Source organism: Ensifer meliloti (assembly GCF_030064585.1).
Taxonomy (GTDB): Bacteria; Pseudomonadota; Alphaproteobacteria; order Rhizobiales; family Rhizobiaceae; genus Sinorhizobium; species Sinorhizobium meliloti.
In genome coordinates this window covers 917,914-935,937 of record NZ_CP120365.1, presented here as the reverse complement: position 1 = coordinate 935,937, position 18,024 = coordinate 917,914, and the positions used below count along the sequence as shown (strand labels likewise).

The 18,024-nt window shown below is 58.5% G+C and carries 20 protein-coding genes; 15 read left to right on the top strand and 5 right to left on the bottom strand.

Features of this window, described 5'->3' with window-relative positions; all coding sequences use genetic code 11:
- Window positions 1–3: 3 nt before the first annotated feature.
- From PZL22_RS11570 to PZL22_RS11545, 6 genes are all read left to right on the top strand, one after another.
- Window positions 4–657, top strand: coding sequence for a hypothetical protein (locus tag PZL22_RS11570; protein WP_017275434.1), 654 nt, complete (start codon window positions 4–6; stop codon window positions 655–657).
- On the top strand, window positions 654–1,244 hold the full coding sequence (locus PZL22_RS11565; protein ID WP_088197068.1) for a DUF2163 domain-containing protein: 591 nt from the start codon (window positions 654–656) through the stop codon (window positions 1,242–1,244). The genes PZL22_RS11570 and PZL22_RS11565 overlap by 4 nt, the downstream gene beginning before the upstream one ends.
- A gap of 99 nt (window positions 1,245–1,343) precedes the next feature.
- Entirely contained in the window at window positions 1,344–1,748 is a 405-nt protein-coding gene (locus PZL22_RS11560; RefSeq protein WP_088197069.1) for a DUF6950 family protein, read from the top strand.
- 6 nt (window positions 1,749–1,754) lie between these two features.
- Window positions 1,755–4,502, top strand: a complete 2,748-nt coding sequence (locus tag PZL22_RS11555) for a phage tail tip fiber protein (protein ID WP_284718658.1) — start codon at window positions 1,755–1,757, stop codon at window positions 4,500–4,502.
- Complete coding sequence (locus tag PZL22_RS11550) at window positions 4,502–6,022, top strand: hypothetical protein (RefSeq protein ID WP_127639812.1); 1,521 nt, start codon at window positions 4,502–4,504, stop codon at window positions 6,020–6,022. Before PZL22_RS11555 ends, PZL22_RS11550 begins: the two co-directional genes overlap by 1 nt.
- 11 nt (window positions 6,023–6,033) lie before the next feature.
- Window positions 6,034–8,058 carry a pyocin knob domain-containing S74 family peptidase gene (locus PZL22_RS11545; RefSeq protein WP_127639813.1) on the top strand — a complete coding sequence of 675 codons (2,025 nt, stop codon included), beginning with the start codon at window positions 6,034–6,036 and terminating at the stop codon, window positions 8,056–8,058.
- 301 nt (window positions 8,059–8,359) lie between these two features.
- Here the strand turns inward: PZL22_RS11545 and PZL22_RS11540 are convergent, their stop codons facing one another.
- The 3 genes from PZL22_RS11540 to PZL22_RS11530 form a co-directional block, all read right to left on the bottom strand.
- Window positions 8,360–8,620 (bottom strand): hypothetical protein, encoded by a 261-nt coding sequence (locus PZL22_RS11540; RefSeq protein WP_088194619.1) that lies wholly within the window; start codon window positions 8,618–8,620, stop codon window positions 8,360–8,362.
- Between the two features lie 425 nt (window positions 8,621–9,045).
- A complete protein-coding gene (locus PZL22_RS11535) occupies window positions 9,046–9,183 on the bottom strand; it encodes a hypothetical protein (RefSeq protein ID WP_013844006.1) in 138 nt (45 codons plus the stop codon).
- A 259-nt stretch (window positions 9,184–9,442) separates the two neighbouring features.
- Window positions 9,443–9,661 carry a hypothetical protein gene (locus tag PZL22_RS11530; protein WP_127616531.1) on the bottom strand — a complete coding sequence of 73 codons (219 nt, stop codon included), beginning with the start codon at window positions 9,659–9,661 and terminating at the stop codon, window positions 9,443–9,445.
- Between the two features lie 183 nt (window positions 9,662–9,844).
- Here PZL22_RS11530 and PZL22_RS11525 point away from each other — a divergent pair, with 183 nt between their 5' ends.
- The 7 genes from PZL22_RS11525 (at window position 9,845) to PZL22_RS11495 (ending at window position 14,392) form a co-directional block, all read left to right on the top strand.
- Window positions 9,845–10,813, top strand: a complete 969-nt coding sequence (locus tag PZL22_RS11525) for a peptidoglycan-binding protein (protein ID WP_284718657.1) — start codon at window positions 9,845–9,847, stop codon at window positions 10,811–10,813.
- A gap of 120 nt (window positions 10,814–10,933) precedes the next feature.
- Complete coding sequence (locus PZL22_RS11520) at window positions 10,934–11,176, top strand: hypothetical protein (RefSeq protein WP_028011801.1); 243 nt, start codon at window positions 10,934–10,936, stop codon at window positions 11,174–11,176.
- 54 nt (window positions 11,177–11,230) lie between these two features.
- The gene (locus tag PZL22_RS11515) at window positions 11,231–11,596 is read left to right on the top strand and encodes a hypothetical protein (RefSeq protein ID WP_014529432.1); all 366 of its coding nucleotides are present in this window, start codon (window positions 11,231–11,233) and stop codon (window positions 11,594–11,596) included.
- 52 nt (window positions 11,597–11,648) lie between these two features.
- The gene (locus PZL22_RS11510) at window positions 11,649–11,849 is read left to right on the top strand and encodes a hypothetical protein (RefSeq protein WP_088194454.1); all 201 of its coding nucleotides are present in this window, start codon (window positions 11,649–11,651) and stop codon (window positions 11,847–11,849) included.
- A 367-nt stretch (window positions 11,850–12,216) separates the two neighbouring features.
- Entirely contained in the window at window positions 12,217–13,338 is a 1,122-nt protein-coding gene (locus PZL22_RS11505) for a hypothetical protein (RefSeq protein WP_284718656.1), read from the top strand.
- A complete protein-coding gene (locus PZL22_RS11500) occupies window positions 13,335–13,757 on the top strand; it encodes a hypothetical protein (protein ID WP_088194452.1) in 423 nt (140 codons plus the stop codon). Before PZL22_RS11505 ends, PZL22_RS11500 begins: the two co-directional genes overlap by 4 nt.
- Before the next feature lie 116 nt (window positions 13,758–13,873).
- Window positions 13,874–14,392: a hypothetical protein gene (locus tag PZL22_RS11495; protein WP_127639508.1), complete on the top strand. Its 519-nt coding sequence runs from the start codon at window positions 13,874–13,876 to the stop codon at window positions 14,390–14,392.
- A 96-nt stretch (window positions 14,393–14,488) separates the two neighbouring features.
- Here PZL22_RS11495 and PZL22_RS11490 read toward each other — a convergent pair whose 3' ends face one another.
- Entirely contained in the window at window positions 14,489–14,746 is a 258-nt protein-coding gene (locus PZL22_RS11490; protein ID WP_234840639.1) for an EsV-1-7 cysteine-rich motif-containing protein, read from the bottom strand.
- Window positions 14,743–15,195, bottom strand: coding sequence for a hypothetical protein (locus PZL22_RS11485; protein ID WP_127639509.1), 453 nt, complete (start codon window positions 15,193–15,195; stop codon window positions 14,743–14,745). Before PZL22_RS11485 ends, PZL22_RS11490 begins: the two co-directional genes overlap by 4 nt.
- A 69-nt stretch (window positions 15,196–15,264) precedes the next feature.
- Between PZL22_RS11485 and ligD the strand changes: the two genes are divergently transcribed.
- Both ligD and PZL22_RS11475 read left to right on the top strand, forming a co-directional pair.
- Window positions 15,265–16,299: a non-homologous end-joining DNA ligase gene (gene ligD, locus PZL22_RS11480; protein ID WP_459382741.1), complete on the top strand. Its 1,035-nt coding sequence runs from the start codon at window positions 15,265–15,267 to the stop codon at window positions 16,297–16,299.
- A 148-nt stretch (window positions 16,300–16,447) separates the two neighbouring features.
- Window positions 16,448–17,359, top strand: coding sequence for a PhnA-like protein (locus PZL22_RS11475; protein WP_284718654.1), 912 nt, complete (start codon window positions 16,448–16,450; stop codon window positions 17,357–17,359).
- Window positions 17,360–18,024: the final 665 nt, after the last annotated feature.

The window sequence follows — 18,024 nt, the reverse complement described above, 5'->3', positions numbered from 1 at the left end:
AACATGCCTGATCCGATTCTGTTGCCGACGCTGCCTTGGCGAGACTGCCAGTTTGATCCCATCAATCCGACGGACGTTTCGATGATGGAGGGCCGGCGTTCCGAAGAGCAGGCCGCCGGCACGCCTTTCTGGAAGGCGCAATACACCACGAACTGGATGACGCCAGCCTTTTACGGACTGTTTGATGCCTTCGTCATGAAGTCGAGTTCGCGAGGTGCACCATTTCTCGGATACGACCTGTTCCGGCCACGCCCAATCGCGCACAACAACGGGAAACCTCTCTCCGGCACGAAAGCAGGGGGAGGGGCATTCAATGGCGGCGCGGTTCTGCAGTCCATTACTAACAGCAGAACCATCGTCGTCTCAGGTCTGCCGGCTGGTTTCAAGCTATCATCCGGAGACTATGTCGAGTTGCGGAAGTCGGTGTTGATCCGATCCCTTCATCGGATCGTCGAGAACGCCACGGCGAACGCTAGCGGCGTGGTTACGCTCTCGATCATGTTTGGTTTGGACACCCAGCATTTCACTACGTCGGCGACAGTCCATCTCGAGAAGCCGTCGTGTGTCATGAGTATTGATCCGGGCAGTGTGGCGGCACCGAAATCGTGGGCGGGTCGCGAAGCCTCCTTTTCCGCTACGGAGATGTTTTTCTCATGAGTGTGCTGGATCCTGCTGTCGAGAGTGCGCTCGAGACCGGCCGCCTTGCACGGCTCGACCTCATCCGCTTCGATTTACCCGGCAAGACCGTCGGCTACCATCGTGGTGGGAGGCCCTACACCTATAACGGTCTGACCTATCTTCCGAACCGCTTTCTCGAGCCGGGCGAACTGGTGAGCGCAGTGGGCGTCGCCGTGACGACGCGGACTATCGTCTTCTCAAACATCCCAGTCAGCAACCCCGAGGACGCAGTCTCTCAGATTGAGCAATATAACTATCAAAATGCTCCGGTGATCATCTCCCATCTGGCGGGAGATCCCGAAACGGACGCGGTCCTCGGGATTCTCGCCTCATCGATCTACGAGATCGACCAGGTTCGCTACAACGAAGGCGCGGTCTCGGGCTACGAGCGGACGCTGACGATGATGATTGACCTGCAGCCGCCCGGACGATCGGCGCGGGGCTCTACCGGGCTCAAGCGCTCGCAGGCCGAGCAGCAGTTCGACAATAATCCCACCGACACGGGCCTGGAGCACGTGGCGACGAATGCAACCATCCCTGAGGAATGGGGGCAGGTGTCGCGCTGATGTCGATCTAAATCATAGAGTATAGAACGGCCACGGAACGCTTGGGGGACAAAGCGGGTCCGCCTCCTGCCGACCACACCGCTGCTTCAGAGGCAATCCATGAACCGCTTTCGCATCGTTGAAGCCACGCTCGCGCGTGAGCTTGCGAAACCCTATGCCTATGGCTCGGCCGATTGCTTCATGCTCGGCTGCGCCTTCATCGACGCGCTGACGGGCTCGGCGGTCGCCGACAAATACCGTGCCGCCTATCGCACGCTCGCCGGTGCTCAGCGGGCGCTGCGCCGGCGCGGGCATAAGTCGCTGGTGAGCTTCTTCTCGGCCGAGCTCGGCCAAGAGCCGAAGGGCGGGGCGGAAGCGCGCCTCGGCGATCTCGTCATACTGCGCCTGGCCGACGGCGCCGAGCATGTTGGCGTCTGCCTCGGCGCCCGTTTCGTCACCAAGACCGAACGCGGCCGGAGTGATCACGCTCTCGCCGACGTCATTGCAGCCTTCCACCTCGGATAATCCAGTATGGCAATCTTCACTTCAATTGCGACGGCGATCGCCGGTGCGCTGTTCGGCGGCTCTGCGCTCGCTGCCAGCCTCATTGGCGGCGCTCTTGCGTTCGGTGCCAAGCTGGCGATCGGCAAACTCAGCCAGCAGAAGCAGCAGAAGCGGAAATACACGGCCGTTCAGGGCGAGATCCAGTTCGGCGGGGATGTGCCGGTCGGCACGCTCTACGGCGTCGGCAAGACAAAGGGGCAGCGGACTTTCTATGCCAAGTGGGGGAGCGGCAATAAATGGAATGCCGAGGTCTTCGTGCTCGCGAATGGCTGGTGCGACGGGCTGGAGCCTTACGTCTACATTTACGGCGAGAAGAAAGCGCTGGTATCCCGCCCGGTCATCGGCAACGAGGTTGCGAACTATCATATCGAGGGCTTCGTCAACGGCTCTGGCGACCCGGTCCTGACGATCCGCTTTTACGATGGCAGGCCAGGCCAGCTGGTGGATCAAAAGCTGGTCGACGTGTCGGCGGCGCTTGGCAACAAGTGGAAGAGCACGAGCGTCAATGCCGGCATCTGCTACGTCGTCGTCGAGCGCATCTATAGCGACAAGCTCTTCGGCTCGAAGGGGCGGCCGGAACTTGAATTCGTTCTGCGGGGCTTGCGCGAATATGATCCGCGCAAGGACTCGACGGTTGCAGGTGGCTCCGGGACGCAGCGGCTCAATACACCGTCGACCTGGGCGCACACGAAGAACCCGGCCGTTCACCGCCTCAACTATCAGCTGGGCCTTCGCGCGCTGGTCTCCGGCCGCACGCTGATCGGCGAGGGGAAGAGCCTCGGGCAGATCGATCTCGCCACCTATTTCGTGGCGATGAACGTCTGCGACACGCTGCGGGCGAATGGCAAGAAGACCTATGAGTGCTCGCTCTTCGTCAGCGGCGACGACGATCACACCGAGGTGCTGAAGCAGTTCGACGATGCCATGGCGGGCTATGGGCTCAACCGCCGCGGCCTTTCCGGCGTCATCCCGGGCGCACCGCAGATCCCGGTCAAGGATCTGACCGCGGGCGATGTACCCATTGATCGCGCCAAGGACGTGCAGTTCCGGCCATCGGCTTTCGAGCGCTTCAATCACCTTTCCGGCCAGTTCACCTCGATCGAGTCGATGTGGAACCCCGAGAGCCTGAAGCCGGTCTATGTGAATGCGGACATAGCCGCCGACGGCCGTAACCGGCAGACGAGCATCGATTTCCTGCAGGTGACCGACCCGGACATTGCGCAATACCTGCTCAATATCCGCTATCGGCAGAACCGCATGGGCGGCAAGGCGACAGTTCCTGTCAGCCGTCGCTTTGGCCTGGCGGTGCAGGAGGGCGAGTGGATCACCTGGCGCGGCAAGAGCTGGCTGATCAGCGAGTGGCGGGCCGACGACCGGCTGCGCATCACGCTGGTTCTTTCGGAGACCAGCGCGGCGATCTATGACGACGCTGGCATCCAGCCGGGCCCTGTCGTCATCCCGCCGACGCCGCCGATCAACCCGTCGCTCTTGTCGACCGTGCAGAACTTCAAGGTTGCCGTCGGCATGATCAACGGCGCGCAGGGCTATGACACGCCGGCGCTCGTCTTCACCTGGACCCCGCCGGACGATCCGACGATCACGGCGGTGCGCTTCTCCTATCAGATTGAGGGCACGACCGAGCTTTTCGAGGATCAGTGTACCTCGCCCGAGGACGGTCTGTTCCGCACCACGAAGAACGTGGTCTCCGGCAAGGTCTACAATGCCCGGGCGACGATCACGACCGTGCCGGATCGGTTGCGCACGTTCACCCCCTGGATGACGACGGCGCAGGCGACCGGCTTGCAGACGCTGCTCACCGGCCTGCAGCAGTTGCAGGACGATGCGCTTAACCGCTTCAAGGAACTGCAACAGGAGATGGACGAGTTCTTCCGGCCGCGGCTGGTCGAGCTGCTGGATGCCTTCTCGCTCGAAGGAGCTGTTGGACAGATCGAACGCCAGCAGATCGTAGCCTCCATAGGTGACGCGCTGGCGCAGATCACCGAGGAGAGCCGGGTCCGCGTCTCCGAGAATGAGGCAACGGCGCAACTGCTGACATATCTGCAGGCGAGCCTCGGCGGCACGAATGCGCGGCTGATCACCGAGGAGACTGTGCGTGCGACCGCAGATTCAGCGCTGAGCAGCCAGATCACGCAGCTCACGGCCGAAACCGGCAATAACGCGGCGGCCATCCAGACGGAGGCGACCGCGCGCGCCAATGCCGACAGCGCACTCTCTACCCAGATCACAAGCATCGATGCGGAGGTTGGTGACAATCTTGCCCGGCTGATCCAGGAGGAGACGGCGCGCGCCGATGGCGATAGCGCGAACGCGACCAGCATCAATGGCGTGAGTGCCGATTTCAACGGCCGCTTTGCGCACGGCCTGGTGAAGTTCGAGGCTGTGGCAGCACCATCCGGCGTCGACGCTCGGTTTTCCGTCATGCTGCGGGCCGGCACCAATCAGAGCTTCAAAGTGTCGGGCTTCTACATCGAGCTCTACACCGAGGGCGGCGTCCAGAAATCGCGTATGGCGATCCAAGTAGACCAGTTTCTCGTCTTCTCCGGCAACACCGGCCAGCTCCCGTTCGTCTTTGAGAACGGGGCATTGAAGCTGGCGATCGCCAATATCGGCACGGTCAACGCCGGTCTCCTTCAGTCACTGAACGGCAAAATGAAAATCGACCTCAACAACGGCACGATCGAGGTTTTTAGCTAATGGTCCGCACGATGATTGGCGTCGACAGTACCGGCGCCGGCTGCGTCAAAATCATGAAGAGCGACGCTGACAGTCCGCGCACGACGCCGGACAGCCAGCGCTCGAAGTTCCTCTATAACTCGAAATATGCTCTGAACGCGTCGATCGCCCATATTGAGCGTGTGAACACTATTCCCGGCGGAAGCGGTACCCAATACTTTCCCGCCGGGTCTAACTCTTCCAACTACCAAAAGCTTGTTGCTTACGGTGACGCGGGCGGATTTAATGAAGCGATATGGGTGCTTAAAAATAGCGCCTTCCCTGATTTGAAGTACAATATGCCGCTTTTCGACGTGAAAGCCACCCGCAATAGTACGGGTCGCTTTAATCAGATGAAAATACAGCGGCGATATAGCGGCAAATATTATAACGATCAGGGCGGTTATTTGTTCATGGGGAATTGGCGTCAAGCCCCTTGGTTCAAGGATTATGAGGGACTTGTCAGCAATTGGGGTTCCTTCCTGTATGGAACAGTTACGAGGATAAACAACTCAGACACAAACGACGCCTACAACCGCTTTCAATCCAGCGATAAACGGTTGATCGTGTGGAACCTCCCCGGCAATGAAGACCCGTCATTAGAAGCTCCCGTGCTCGCGCCAAACGGCAGTAAGAACATCATCATTCGTTCGGATAAGATGATTATCGCTAAGCCGGGGTACAACGCGGAAACTGCGACCGAATGGCAAATCTCATTCGACAGTCGACGTGTGCCCGTCAAGGTCATCGCTGCTGCGGACATCGCAATTCCCGCCGGAGAATCGTTCTACGATACCGGAATAACGTTGCCGACAAATATCGCGCTTGACGTTCATTTCTACACGGGTTCCACAATCTATTATCCGTGGACTCCTGACATGGAAGACGGCGCGGGAGCGGAGTACTGGTTTAGCGGTTCTCGCATCTACTTCAACGCGGCCAGCGCGCTGCGCGCTCGGTTCATGCTGTACCTCGACGCCGGCGACAGCCCGACGAACGGCAGCAATAAGGTGTTTAGGCAGTTTACTGAGGGCGGCGTTGATGTCGTTCAATTCCTGCGCCCGGGTTCTGCCAACCCGCCGTCCTGGGCAGACATCGTGATCGACAGTCGTTGGCCGTGTGTGCAAATCATCAAAGAGGGGTATTTTCCGGTCTCGGCAGGGAGCCCAGTCGAAACTGTTGTTACCTTTGATGCAACCGGAATGTTCCCCATGGTCAAGTACATGACCAAACACGGGCCTGGTTCGGATCAGAATTTCGGCAGTTGGCAGGCGTCGATCAAATTGCCGTCCGTTCGCCAATTGATCTACTCGACGAGCAGCAATTTCGAGTGTGGGGACAGCTCCCATTGTCGCCTAACCCAAACGAGCGCGACGTTTGTCACTAATCGCGGACGACCAGGCGACTATTACAACGATGATGATGATCCGGGCACGTGGCGCACCGAAGGCGCCGACGACGTGCTCGGCATCCGCTACTACATTCTCGGCATTCCAGCTTAGGAACTCCTGACATGACGATACCCTACGTAACGGGCACGGTTTCCGTGACCGCCGGCAGCGCCGTGGTCAACGGCTCCGGGACCGCTTGGGCCACGGCATTGATTGCCGGCGGGCTCTTCGGCCTCGACAGCAGCAACGGCAACCCGGTGCCGATCCTCTCCGTCGACAGCAACACGCAGCTCACGCTGGCGAAGCCCTGGCGCGGCACCACGGCGGCCGGACAGGGCTACTGGATCGTCCGCGACACGGCCTATCTGCAGCAGCAGACCGTCAACGCCCAGGCGCTCTCGGCCTACATCCAGCGGCTCGACAATGCGGCGCTCACGGCGCTGGCCGGGCTTACGCCGGCAGCTGACAAGCTCGCTTATTTCACTGGGGCCACTGGGGCGGCCCTGACCGACATCAAGGCTAAGGGCCGAGACCTGCTTGCCGCAGACTCGATGTTGTCGCTCCTGGGGAAACTCGGTCCCGTAAATGGTGGTGTTGCTTCGCCTGTCCCGTCCGCCGCTGGGGTCGGACTTTCGGACGGTGATTTCAACACGATCATCATACCCGGTACGTATACGATCACAGGCAGTTGGACGAACGGACCATCCGGGGCGGCGGCTACAGGATATACAGCTGTTCTGAACGTTTATCGCCGTTTCGGGATGGTGTTTCAGGAAATCTATATAGCTGATGCAACCTCCCCGAAGAAGTTTCTTCGGTTTTCGGCGGAAGCTTCTGCGGGAACGTGGCCTAATCCTTGGTGGAACATAACAAACCCCGCTTATCCTGGTGCATCAGAGATACTAAATGGTGCGTTGCCCGCTCGTCTCAGGACGGTGCAAACGGCTCTCTCTGACGCAAATACCGCAACGGAAACCGGGTTTTACAGTGTCAATGCAGGAACCGTTAATACCCCCGAAGGGGCGCAAGGTTCTCTCACAGTCGTTGCCGTCACGGCTACGGTTATTACGCAAGTATACATTCGGGGAAGTAACGGCAACATGTACATGCGGTGGAACAATGGTTCCACTTGGAGTTCATGGGCGAAGGTCGGGCTGCAGGACAGAAACAACACTTGGTCCGGTACACAATCTTTGGACGGCGCAGGAAGTTATGTTCAATTTGCACTGAACAGAGGCTCGGTTGTCGGATCATATGAGTCGGGTGTGAATTTCATTGGACTCGGTTCCGTAAGTGATCACCCGCTTATATTTAAGGCAAACAATGTCGAGCGCGCCCGGTTCGAGCCGACTAACGGCGATTTTCTTGTAGGACTTACAGCAACGATTGACCCTGCAAGCGGGAGCACAACCGGCGTTGCAATGCGTCCCGCGACCGGACGCATGTGGCGGCGCGCATCGGGGTATAACCCGTTTTATCAGTCCAGACTTGCTACTGACGGCGCCGTTCAGGAGTTTTACCGCGAGAATTCATCAGTAGGCGGCATCTCAGTTACCGCGACTGGGACCAGCTATTCCACCACATCGGATTACCGTCTTAAGTCGGATGTTCAGCCGATCGTGACGTTCTCGCTGACTCCGGAGCAATTCGACGTTTTGGATCATGCGGAGCTTAAAATCATGGCTCTGCGCCCAGTTTTCCACCGGTGGAACAATGCTCCGGAAAAGGGCGTCGTATCCGGCTTTATTGCTCACGAGGCGCAGCAGGTCGTTCCGCATGCGGTGACGGGCAAGAAAGACGAATTCGTTGAGGTGGGCCGAGAAATCTTCCCCGCGCACGAGGTCGAGCGGGAGATAACTGACGAGGACGGAAACAGCAAAACGGTGATCGTCACTGTTCCGGAAGTCGTCAACGAGGGCGTGCGCCGCGACGCATTGGCGGCGGGCGCCCTGTTTGACAAGACGGGCGAAGTGCCGGTTTTCCAAACGATGGACTACGGTCTGATCACTGCGGATATCGTCGCGGCTCTGCAGTGTGTCATTCACAAGAACATGCTGCAGGGAGAAGAGATTGCTGCCCTGAAATCGGAAAAGGATGTCCTTGCCCAACGGCTCGCCCATATTGAGGCACACCTTGGCCTTGCCTGAAATTCATCCGAGCCTAGCATCCTTATCGCAGAGCTGCGGGCGTTTCAGTGGCCGCAGTTGTAGGGGTTGGGTCTCTCGCCCATTCGGCGACAGCAATCGCTGAACTGAGCAATATGGCCGGCAGCGCTAGCGCGGCGAGGAACCTGATCACGCTCTTCCGACGAGATCGCTTGCCGTCCCAATCGTAAGACATTGTGCTTGCCTCTTCGTGATCCGAACGACGCTCCGGCTTAACCATATGGCCACGTTACGCGGTGCTGGTCGAGTCATCTTCTGCGATACTGCGATCGGAAAGCCTCGTTCACGCAAGCCCGGAAAATTGCCGCTGCTTTCGAATATATGCAATTGCGGCAGCTTCCAGGCTCTTGCACTCCGTCTCGGATCTAAGCAGCGCCTCGTCTTCTTTCTCGGCCGAGCATCGGAGGGCATCGCGCCGCAAACACGCGCGCTCATACGCCTCGCACATCTGCAGAAATGCGGGGCTTCTCATCATCCACGTGCTGCGACGCAGATCTGGGGCCACCAAAAGCAGCCGCGATATTCCTGCCTTCTTCGCATCCATGCCGGCGCTCGCACTCTTCGCCGAGCTGAACCGTTCAACGGATGCTGCTAGAAAACGTTCCACCACATAGATCCCGCCTGACGGGGTTCCAAAGCTCCCAACCCAAAGGAAAATCAAGTGGATTAAACCGTGCCCAGGGCGCGGCGACCTGCTCGACATTTAACGCAAAGAACTTTCCGCCTCGGGATACTCTTCCCGTCGCCCTCGAACTCGTGTTCGGCCATCTCTAACCAGCTAAACAAGGTGACCATGAACAAGACCGTGCAGTCTCTGCAGCGGCGCTTGAAAAACGCGCCATTTCCCGCCTAGACTTGCAGCGTCTGTGAATTCGAACGCTCAGACGCCCGGCCCCTTCTTTCGTCTAGAGAGAGGGGGCCTTCTGCTTTCATAAAGCGAGGATTCAAGACGAGCGACGTGATCGCACGTCAGAAGTCGAAATCGCGATCATTGCGTTGCAGGTCTCGCTTGAACTCGGCCTCCCAAGGGTCGAATTGTGGTGCCTTGTCCGCTTGCGGCTCCTCGCCGCGATCTTCCGATTGCGGCTGCTTTGCTTTGTCGGCCATCATCATGCTCCTGATTTTCAGGCGCATGTACGCCAGACAGTCGCGGAATGCCACCCTGCGGGCGGCCTTTCAACACGTCGTCGCCTGCCGTCGACCTTTCAACTCACAACCAGCAACCAGGAGAGATTATGGCTCGGGAAACTCTTCCCGTCGCCCTCGAACTCATGTTTGGGAATGAAAAGACCCGTGGTTCGGGTGCGATCACGGGTCTAAGCCGCCGCCATGTTGCGAGGCGTGGCGGGCGGCGCCTGTACTTCTGCTACTCCGAGCTTGCTTCAAGCTGATCGCCGGGATCGGCGGCCGTTGGTATTGGCTCGATCGGGGTTGCCGCTAGAGCTTTGAGGTCCTCGGCGAGGCCGGCAAGCTGTGCCGCAAAGTCAAGAAGATCCGAAGCGGCGCACTGTGCCGCGATTTCTGAGAGGTCAGTAACCAGCTCGATTGGGCCGGCGCTTTCCGCTTCGCTGTCTTTTATGTCCAAGTCCAAGCCCCTGCTTCCATTGATGTGGGATCAATAGCGCGGGCCGTCAAGGGCTACCGCCGGCGACGAGCCTTCCCGGTCGCCTGCGAGGAGCAAGACGACCAATGTCAGCTTAAGCCCGAACACTGCCGGCCGCCACAAACCAGCTGCCGAATATTCCCCAACGACAACCAGGAGACTTCAATGAGGGCCATCACCGCTCAGCACGTTCGCGCGGCCGCAAAGGGCAGGGTGAACGAAAGCAACCTCGCGTCCGTGATCGTGGCGCTGGATAGATACGGGGAGCGTTTCGGCATGGATCGGCCGCACCGGCTCGCCCAGTATTTCGCCCAGCTCATGCACGAAAGCGGCGACTTCCGCTATGATCGCGAGATCTGGGGCCCGACGCCGGCGCAGCAGCGCTACGACACCCGCACCGATCTTGGCAACACGCCGGAGAAGGATGGCGACGGACATCTCTACCGCGGCCGAACCGGAATGCAACTGACCGGCAAGGATAATTATCGCCAGTTCCGCAACTGGTGCCGCGCGGCTGGCCTCGATTGCCCGGACTTCGTTAAGGATCCAGACGCGGTCAATGCCGATCCATGGGAAGGCTTGGTGCCTCTGTTCTACTGGGACACGCGCGATCTGAACCGTTGGGCCGACCAGGGCGACGCCGAGACCATCACGAAGAAGATCAATGGCGGCAAGAACGGTCTGGCCGATCGGTTTGACCGGCTGGCGCGGATTTCGCTCGTGCTGCTCGGCTACCGCGCCGACAACATCCTTCAGTTTCAGGCCGACCATCGGCTGCAGGTCGACGGCGATGTCGGGCCGAAAACGCGCGCTGCCATGCATACGGCGCTGGTGGCGCTCACCCCGGGCGAAGCGGCGCGGCCGGAGGTCAAAGCCGCGCCCGTGACCGAGGAGAAGCCGGTCCCGGTTCCCGTCACGCCGCCTAGCCTCGATGCGCCGTGGTGGAAGTCGAAGGAGGTCATCACCCCGTCGGTCATCGGCGGCGGCGCTTCGCTGCTCACTGCGATCGGCGGCATACCTTGGCAGAACCTCCTCCTGATCCTTGTGGCGTTCGGAGGTATCGCCGGCTTCCTCTACTGGCGCAAGAACGCCGATCGGAAGGCGGTGGCGAAGCAGGTCGAGGGCATGGCGTGATGTTCTCCACTCCTCGCCTCCTGGCGGCTGCAGCCGCTATCGCCGTTGTCGTTGCCGTCGTCGCCTGGATCTACCGGCAAGGCGGCGACGACGTTCGTCAATCCATCGAAAGGCAAAACAATGAAGCTGGCCGCACTGCGGACGATGTCCGCTCTCGCTTTGACCTTTGTCCTCCAGGGATGTGGGACTTCGGCGCCGGCAAGTGCCGACGGACTGCGCCGGGTGGTGGGCACTGATCTGATTGGCGCGCGCGGCGCGACGCCGGCGGATCAGCGAAAAATAGACAGGACCGTCGTCGGCATCTGCGCGGCGGCGGTTTGGACGAAAGCGGAATGCGTCCGCCACGGCGAAGCGCAGCAGTAACTCGCATCACTCTACGAGGGCAGGGGATTGTCTGAAACACAGGAAACCGAAAAGATGGTCGCAACTCCGAAATGGAGGTTCGAATATAACCTCAATACCCTGGTGATCCTGTTCGGCTTTGCCGGCGGCCTCGTAGCGTGGGGCGCGACCTGGGAGAGGGTGAACGCCAATCAGGACTCGCAGGCGAATTCCATCGATCGCCTCGACAAGCGCCTGACGGCTGCCGAAGTCTCCCTCCGGCAGATCGACAATCATGAGCTCCGAATATCGGCTGTGGAGAAACAGGCGGCCGAAGCGGCGACGTCAATGAAGGCCGTCGAGAACACGCTAAACAGCCTTTCCATCGATACACGTGTGATGCGAGAAATCCTTCAGAGGATCGAGGCCAGCCAGCGGGACGGCGCTCAACTGCGGCGCTGATTTGCATAATCATGCAATTGCGCGATGCGCATCGGTCTGCTTTTCTCTTGGCATGGACACGAAACTTGCAGACTTGAAACTCAGGCCTTGGCTTCTCCGGGAGTTAAACATGATTGGGTATGAGGTGGTCGGAGATATGCAACATCTGCCTACTGCCGAATTGCTGCGAATACCCGGTATGGGCGGGCATGACTGGCGGAAGATTGCCAAGGCGTTGGGGCGAGAGCCATTCCCTGATCAGAAGAGACGTTGAGCGTCAGCGCCGACCAATCCGGCGCTTTCGAAAAGGGGCAGCGCTCCGGCAGATGCGACGAGGAGCGCTGCAGTTGTCCGACATGTGCGATTGTCCGCCAGTCGAAATTCAGAGGGAGAAAACAACCTTCTGAAATGGGAACGCCTCTCAAACGCCGTGTTGGCAGGAATGTTCCGGAACAATGCTCGTTTTTGAGATTGGCGAATTTCAGGCGGGATCCGGTAGCAGCTGCTGGGGAAGGGGACTGTCGTGTCCACCGCCATCATCATCCGGCCACCTCATCCAGGACAGAAAATGTGCGCACCGGAAGCTTTTAATTAACTGAGTCGCATAATATAGATCATCCATCTTTGGCAGGAATCCCATCATGGAAATCGGCGACAAGTCGTTCCAGCTCCGTTATGTCGGAAGTCGTTTTGACGGCGCGAGATTGCCGCTTGACGTTTTGGCCGACCTCCCTGCGTTCCGCGACCTTCTGGTTGCTTTCGCCAAGGATAACTGGCGGCTCTCCCATGCGGATCGACAAAGGCTTCCAAAGGGCTTCGATCACAGCATCTCTTTCGATTTGGTTGCTATCGAGGAGGGAAGCGCCATGCCTCGGTTGGACTGGAGCCGGCAAACGGCGCAGGATTTCCTCCCTGGATTCAGCGATGAGTTGGGAGAAATAGTCGACTCGTCCTTCCATCACATTATCACACTGATCGATGACGCCGCTCACGATCGCTTTCCAAAATCAATGTCTTCCGAGCATATCCGAGCACTGAACAAGCTGGGCGCCGGTCTACGCCAAGGAGAAAAAATAGAGTTCCTTGGGAGCGAAGGGCAGGATGGTAATGTCGTTTACCTCGATACGCATCGCCGAAAGTCGTTGATTACGCACGTACGTGAAACATACCAAATACGTGTCGATGGTCTGGGAACCCTGCAGGGCCTACACATTGACGGACAAATTTCGGTGCTCACTGAAGAGTACGGCGAGATTAGGCTGTCAATTGACCCCGACAGGATCATCAACGAATTTGACGGTAACACCGGGTCCGATATTCAGTTTTCTGTGAAAATTGAACTGGACAACAAAGATAATTTCAGAGGTGTAGTCGAGGTGTATGACGTCGACCTCATCGATGCTGAGTTGTTGGACAATCTAATGAAATGCAGATCGCGTCTCACTGAATTGCGAAACCTGCAAGACGGCTGGTTGAATGGATCAGGTTCGAGCCCGACTGAGAATGCAGCCAGCACTGCAGAGAGATTTATCAGAAAGCGGCCAGCATATTCTCGCGAGTTTGGGATTTTTCCAACGCCGGCTGGCGGGATCGTTTTGGAGCTAGAGGTCGACGGGTGGGACTACTCTGTGGAATTCTCTTCAGAGGGCAGCGTGGAGATGTACGGGATCGAAGTTGGCGGACCAGAAGAGCTGGAGCCTCAATACTTCGAGGGCATCAATCCGGAATTCCTGAATTTCTTTGATAGAAGGGTTGGCAGATGACAGATTCTGCCCTGACCAATGATGACGAGATCTTATATCGTCAAATCCACCCGACATTCATGATGGAGGGCCAGCTTTCAAGTCAGCCTTTCATGCCCACAAGCCAAGCGTTCGCGCCGACGCCTAAAGACGAGAACAAGTTATCCGTTGATCGTAGTACGATTACTTCCGCGGCGGAGTCGTTCGAGCTCTTCAAAAGCAACGGCCACTCTTCAGCGGCCGTATACGGTGTAACCGTCGGTGAATTTGGGACTCACGACATCTCTTGCGTCGCGGATCCCCTCGAGGCGACCAACAATCAAGAAGCTAACCCAGCTCATGCGGTTGCCGACTATAGCAAGCACGGTCCTACACAACAGAAGAATAAGGCCAAGCGCCTGAAGCAAACCGCAATTGCAAGAGGCAAGCTGCACCCCTGAGCCAGAGAGAAGAGGACGCGGCCACGCTGCGGCGCGCCACTTAGTGCGAGCCGAGCCCAATAGCGGTGGGGACAAAATTTCGCTATCTACTTGTTGATCTCCAAGGGGCGGGGGCGATGGCCGGAAAGAATTACAAAGCCGAGAACTTATTGTTCGGCGCGCTGTTGTTAGCTGGTGCATATTGGTACTTCACGTCAGGGACGGATGCCGAAAGCCCCCGCGCAGATGCTCCGGTCGAAAGAGGATCATCAGACTCCGGTTCAAGCGATCTCAATGCCCTCACTGAACGCGTCGAACCGTACGCCGACCCCTACGTTGAGCTTGCCGGGGAGAGTTCCAATCTTACACCCGAGAAAACCGGTACCATTGCAGAGAAGGTGCGCGTTTGCACTGACCCCGACGTCCAAGGCGCGTCTTTTCGTGCGCTTAGTGCGGGTGATGGAGTTGAAAGCGAGCGGCTTATGGACCCATCCAAATGCAAATGGGCGACACCAGGGATGAAGGTGCGCCTGACCGGACGAAGACAACCTATTCAGTTGAGTAAATCACCAGAGGACACGATAGAGTTTCGGGAGTTTGAGGCGCCTGATGGCGGACTTTACTGGACCTCAGAGGTGTCCTTCAAACAGCAATAAAAACCTTCCCTTGCTTGGAAGGGTCGTCACAGTTTTGCGAGAACGTCGACCTGCGGAACCGGGTCGGCCCTTCGGTGTGATGCATCTGAAGCAACTTCACCTCCACGTGCACTGCCGTGCGAATGGCATTATTAAGGATCCGCATTGACTCGCGCGCGTCGCCCGCGCCGTCAATGGCGCCTGGGTGGTCGGTCCGGTTTTCCAATCGGGCCGATGCTCAAAACAGAACCAATTCGGCTCCGACCGGCCGACAGCGAAACCAAAGCCACCCCATTTTGTGCAGCCGGGATGCTCGCAGTAATGGACATAAGGGCCAGCCTCGTAGTGGGGTTTCGCACCCTGTTCGTCACTCATCCGCTTGATCCTCTTCCTCGGCCGGCGCCAAACTGCTGCTCGAAGGCCTCTTCCCAATTCGGATGGCAGGACGCGCCGACGTGCTTCAAGGGCTCGAAATGGTATCGCGACAGCAGTGCGGCCGAGATTATCCGCGCCATCTCCTTTCGCGCGCCTTCTGCTTTCAGCCGGTCGCGGTCGCAGGCGGCCCGCCTCAATTCGAGCGGGATCGCGTAGAGCGTCTGCGTAACGAATGGCGCGATCGCCGGAGACCGCAGCACCGTCTCGACATCGAAGATGGCAAAGGCCCCGAAGGATTCGGCAATTCCCTTGGCGAGTTCCTGGACGCCGCGCACCTCAACGGGACGGCGATACTGGTCGAGGCCGGCGTAGGCCCGCCTTTGGTGCGGAGGTATTACCGCAAGATCAACTTCAATCGCGGTTCCTATCTCATCGGCAAGTGTTCGCATTACGCGCGTCTTTCTGGTTTCGCCCCTGATTGATGGAATGGCGCCGCATCGCCGTCGAATGTTCCTAATATGTTCTCTCAGCCGAAAGAGTCAATTCGGCTTTTCGCGGGCCTGTGCGTTAATGGGCTAATGGCCAGAGGATCGTCGAAAACACCGCGCGGCACCTCATCGCCGGACCCGATGCCGGAGCGGGTTGATCCATGCCTGGCGATGCTAGTCGACAAGCCGCCAAAAGGGCCGGGCTGGGCCTTTGAGGTGAAATGGGACGGCTACCGTCTGGCCGTTCACGTGGAGCCGGACAGGGTACGGATAATCACACGCGGCGGCTACGACTGGACGCCCCGCTTTGCTTCAATCGCGGCAGAGGCGCGCCAGCTTGGTTACGAAACCTTAATCCTCGACGGCGAGGCGGTTGTCCTTGACGATCAGGGGCGGTCGGATTTCGGCATGCTTCAGCGCGCGCTCGGTAAGCGACCTAGCTTGCATGATCCACGCGAAATCATCTTCTTTGCTTTCGACCTTCTCTATGTTGATGGTTGGGACCTGCGCCGACTGCCGCTTCGCGAACGCCGGTGGCTGCTCGACCCGATAGTCGCCGGCCGTGCCGGTGCCATCCGGCTATCGGAAGAGGTTCAGGCCGATGGCGACGAGTTCTTCCGCGTCGCCTGCGAGCACGGCCTCGAAGGCATCATCGCCAAGCACGTCGAGAAGCCATATCGGTCCGGCCGGGGCGAGTGGTGGCAGAAAATCACTTGCAAGCGCCGGGACAGCTTCGTGATCGTCGGCTTTGAGCCGTCCACCGTGCCCGGTCATCTCGGCCGGCTACTGCTGGCGGCGCGGAAGGGCGGAGAGCTCGTCTACGTCGGCGGCTGCGGCACTGGCTGGTCGCACGATCTATCCCGCGAGCTACGCAATGTCCTCGCATCGATCGTTACGAAAACACCAGCAGTGAGCCTGAGGCGAAAGAATGCCGTCTTCACCGAGCCGGTGCTCGTCGCTGAGGTCGAGTATCGCGCCTGGACAGATGACTGGAAGCTGCGGCATGCCTCGTTCAAAGGAATAAGGCCGCGAGAGGATGGAGTGGCAGTGTTCGAGCTGATCTAGACTGCTAGCCGCAAATGCAAAACCGAGTCACGGGGTCCCGAATAATCCCTGATCTGACCTTCCATTGTGATCACTGGGTTGTGCCGGGAACAGTTTCCCGAGTTCATCGTTTGAATGCGATCCGCGTGCTCTCCGGGAGGAATATATCATGACGGACCCTGTTGCCGCTCATCGTGCCCGCGAGGCCGATTACATTTCTGATCCTTCGGTGAATGCCGCCCTCAACGAAATTTCCTGGGGTGCAGTCTTTGCCGGCATGGTGCTCGCGCTCGCGGTCCAGTTTCTGCTAAATCTTTTGGGTGTCGGGATCGGAGCCGCCGTGATCGATCCGGCGACAACGGACAATCCGGACCCAAGTACGTTTTCCATTGCCGGCGGTCTCTGGTTCGTTGTCTCGGGCATCGTCGCCGCCTTCGTGGGTGGATATGTCGCCAGCCGCGTCTCCGGTCGCCCCAGCAAGGCCACGGGAAGTTACCATGGGCTGATCAGTTGGGCCGTCACGACATTGGTCGTGCTTTATCTGCTAACGACCTCGGTCGGTACTTTGGTCGGTGGCGCCTTCAGCGGTTTAAGCAGCATCATCGGGGGCGTCGGCAAGACTGCCGCTACCGTGACGACTGCCGCCGCCCCGGCCATTGCCACATCCGTCGATCCGATTGCCGACATCGAGCGGCAGGTGAGAAACGCGACCGGCGGCAACGATCCGGCGGCTCTTCGCGACGCTGCGGTGGCCGCCGTGCGTGCGGCAGTCACCGGCGACGAAGCGACCGCGGAAGAAGCCAGAAATCGCGCCGCTGACGCCATTGCGAAGGCGCAGAATATTCCGGTTGATCAGGCGCGCACCCAAGTTCAACAATACGAGGAAAGCTATAAAGCCTCGGTGGAGCGCGCCAAACAGCAGGCGACCGAAGCCGCCGACACGGCTGCCACCATCGTTTCGAGTGGAGCGCTTCTTGGCTTTGTCTCGCTAGTTCTAGGTGCCGTCGCTGCTTGGTTCGGTGGTGCATCTGGAACGACACGGATGGTGGTTACGACGGACACCGCTCGCCGAACCGGCTGATGCCGCCCCACCAACAGCCGTCCCGTATGTCCAACTTCCTGGGAAGGGCGAAAGATGTAGTTGTGAGAATACTACCTGCGGACTGATACTGGAAAAAAGGTATTCAGACCGATATTTTGAGTTTTCGTGTCCCTCTTTGATTGTTGCGATATGTTACGTGATTGGACTCAGCGATGCTCGTGGCGTACCAGTACCGTTTTAGGGGTATTATATTAAAGTCGTTCATCGAAACATTATTTTAGAAGAGAGCTCGCTCAGGAGCGAGCTCTACTCTCTATGCATCACCCAACATCCGCGAAGAGCGAATCAAGCCGCGAGGCGATGACGCGACCGTATTCGAAATTCCTGTTGCAGATCAGCCAAAGAACAACTAATTTTCGGTTTCCAATTCACGAAACGTTCCGCGTTTTTGGGTGTAGTTATCGCAGGGCATTGGAAACCGCTTTACTTGATTTGTAGGCTGTTCAGAGAAAAATAGATTACTCTTAATCAGCGGGTCCACGGTTCGAGCCCGTGATCACCCACCATTCTTCTCTTCTTCTCAAAGATCCGTTCATGGCTTGCCGGATACCAATGCCTTGCTTAAGGCATGGACACTCGTTCCAAGCTTTTGAAAGTACGCGCTTCCGCATGGAAAAGCGTTACACATTTTTGCTGGAAGTGCC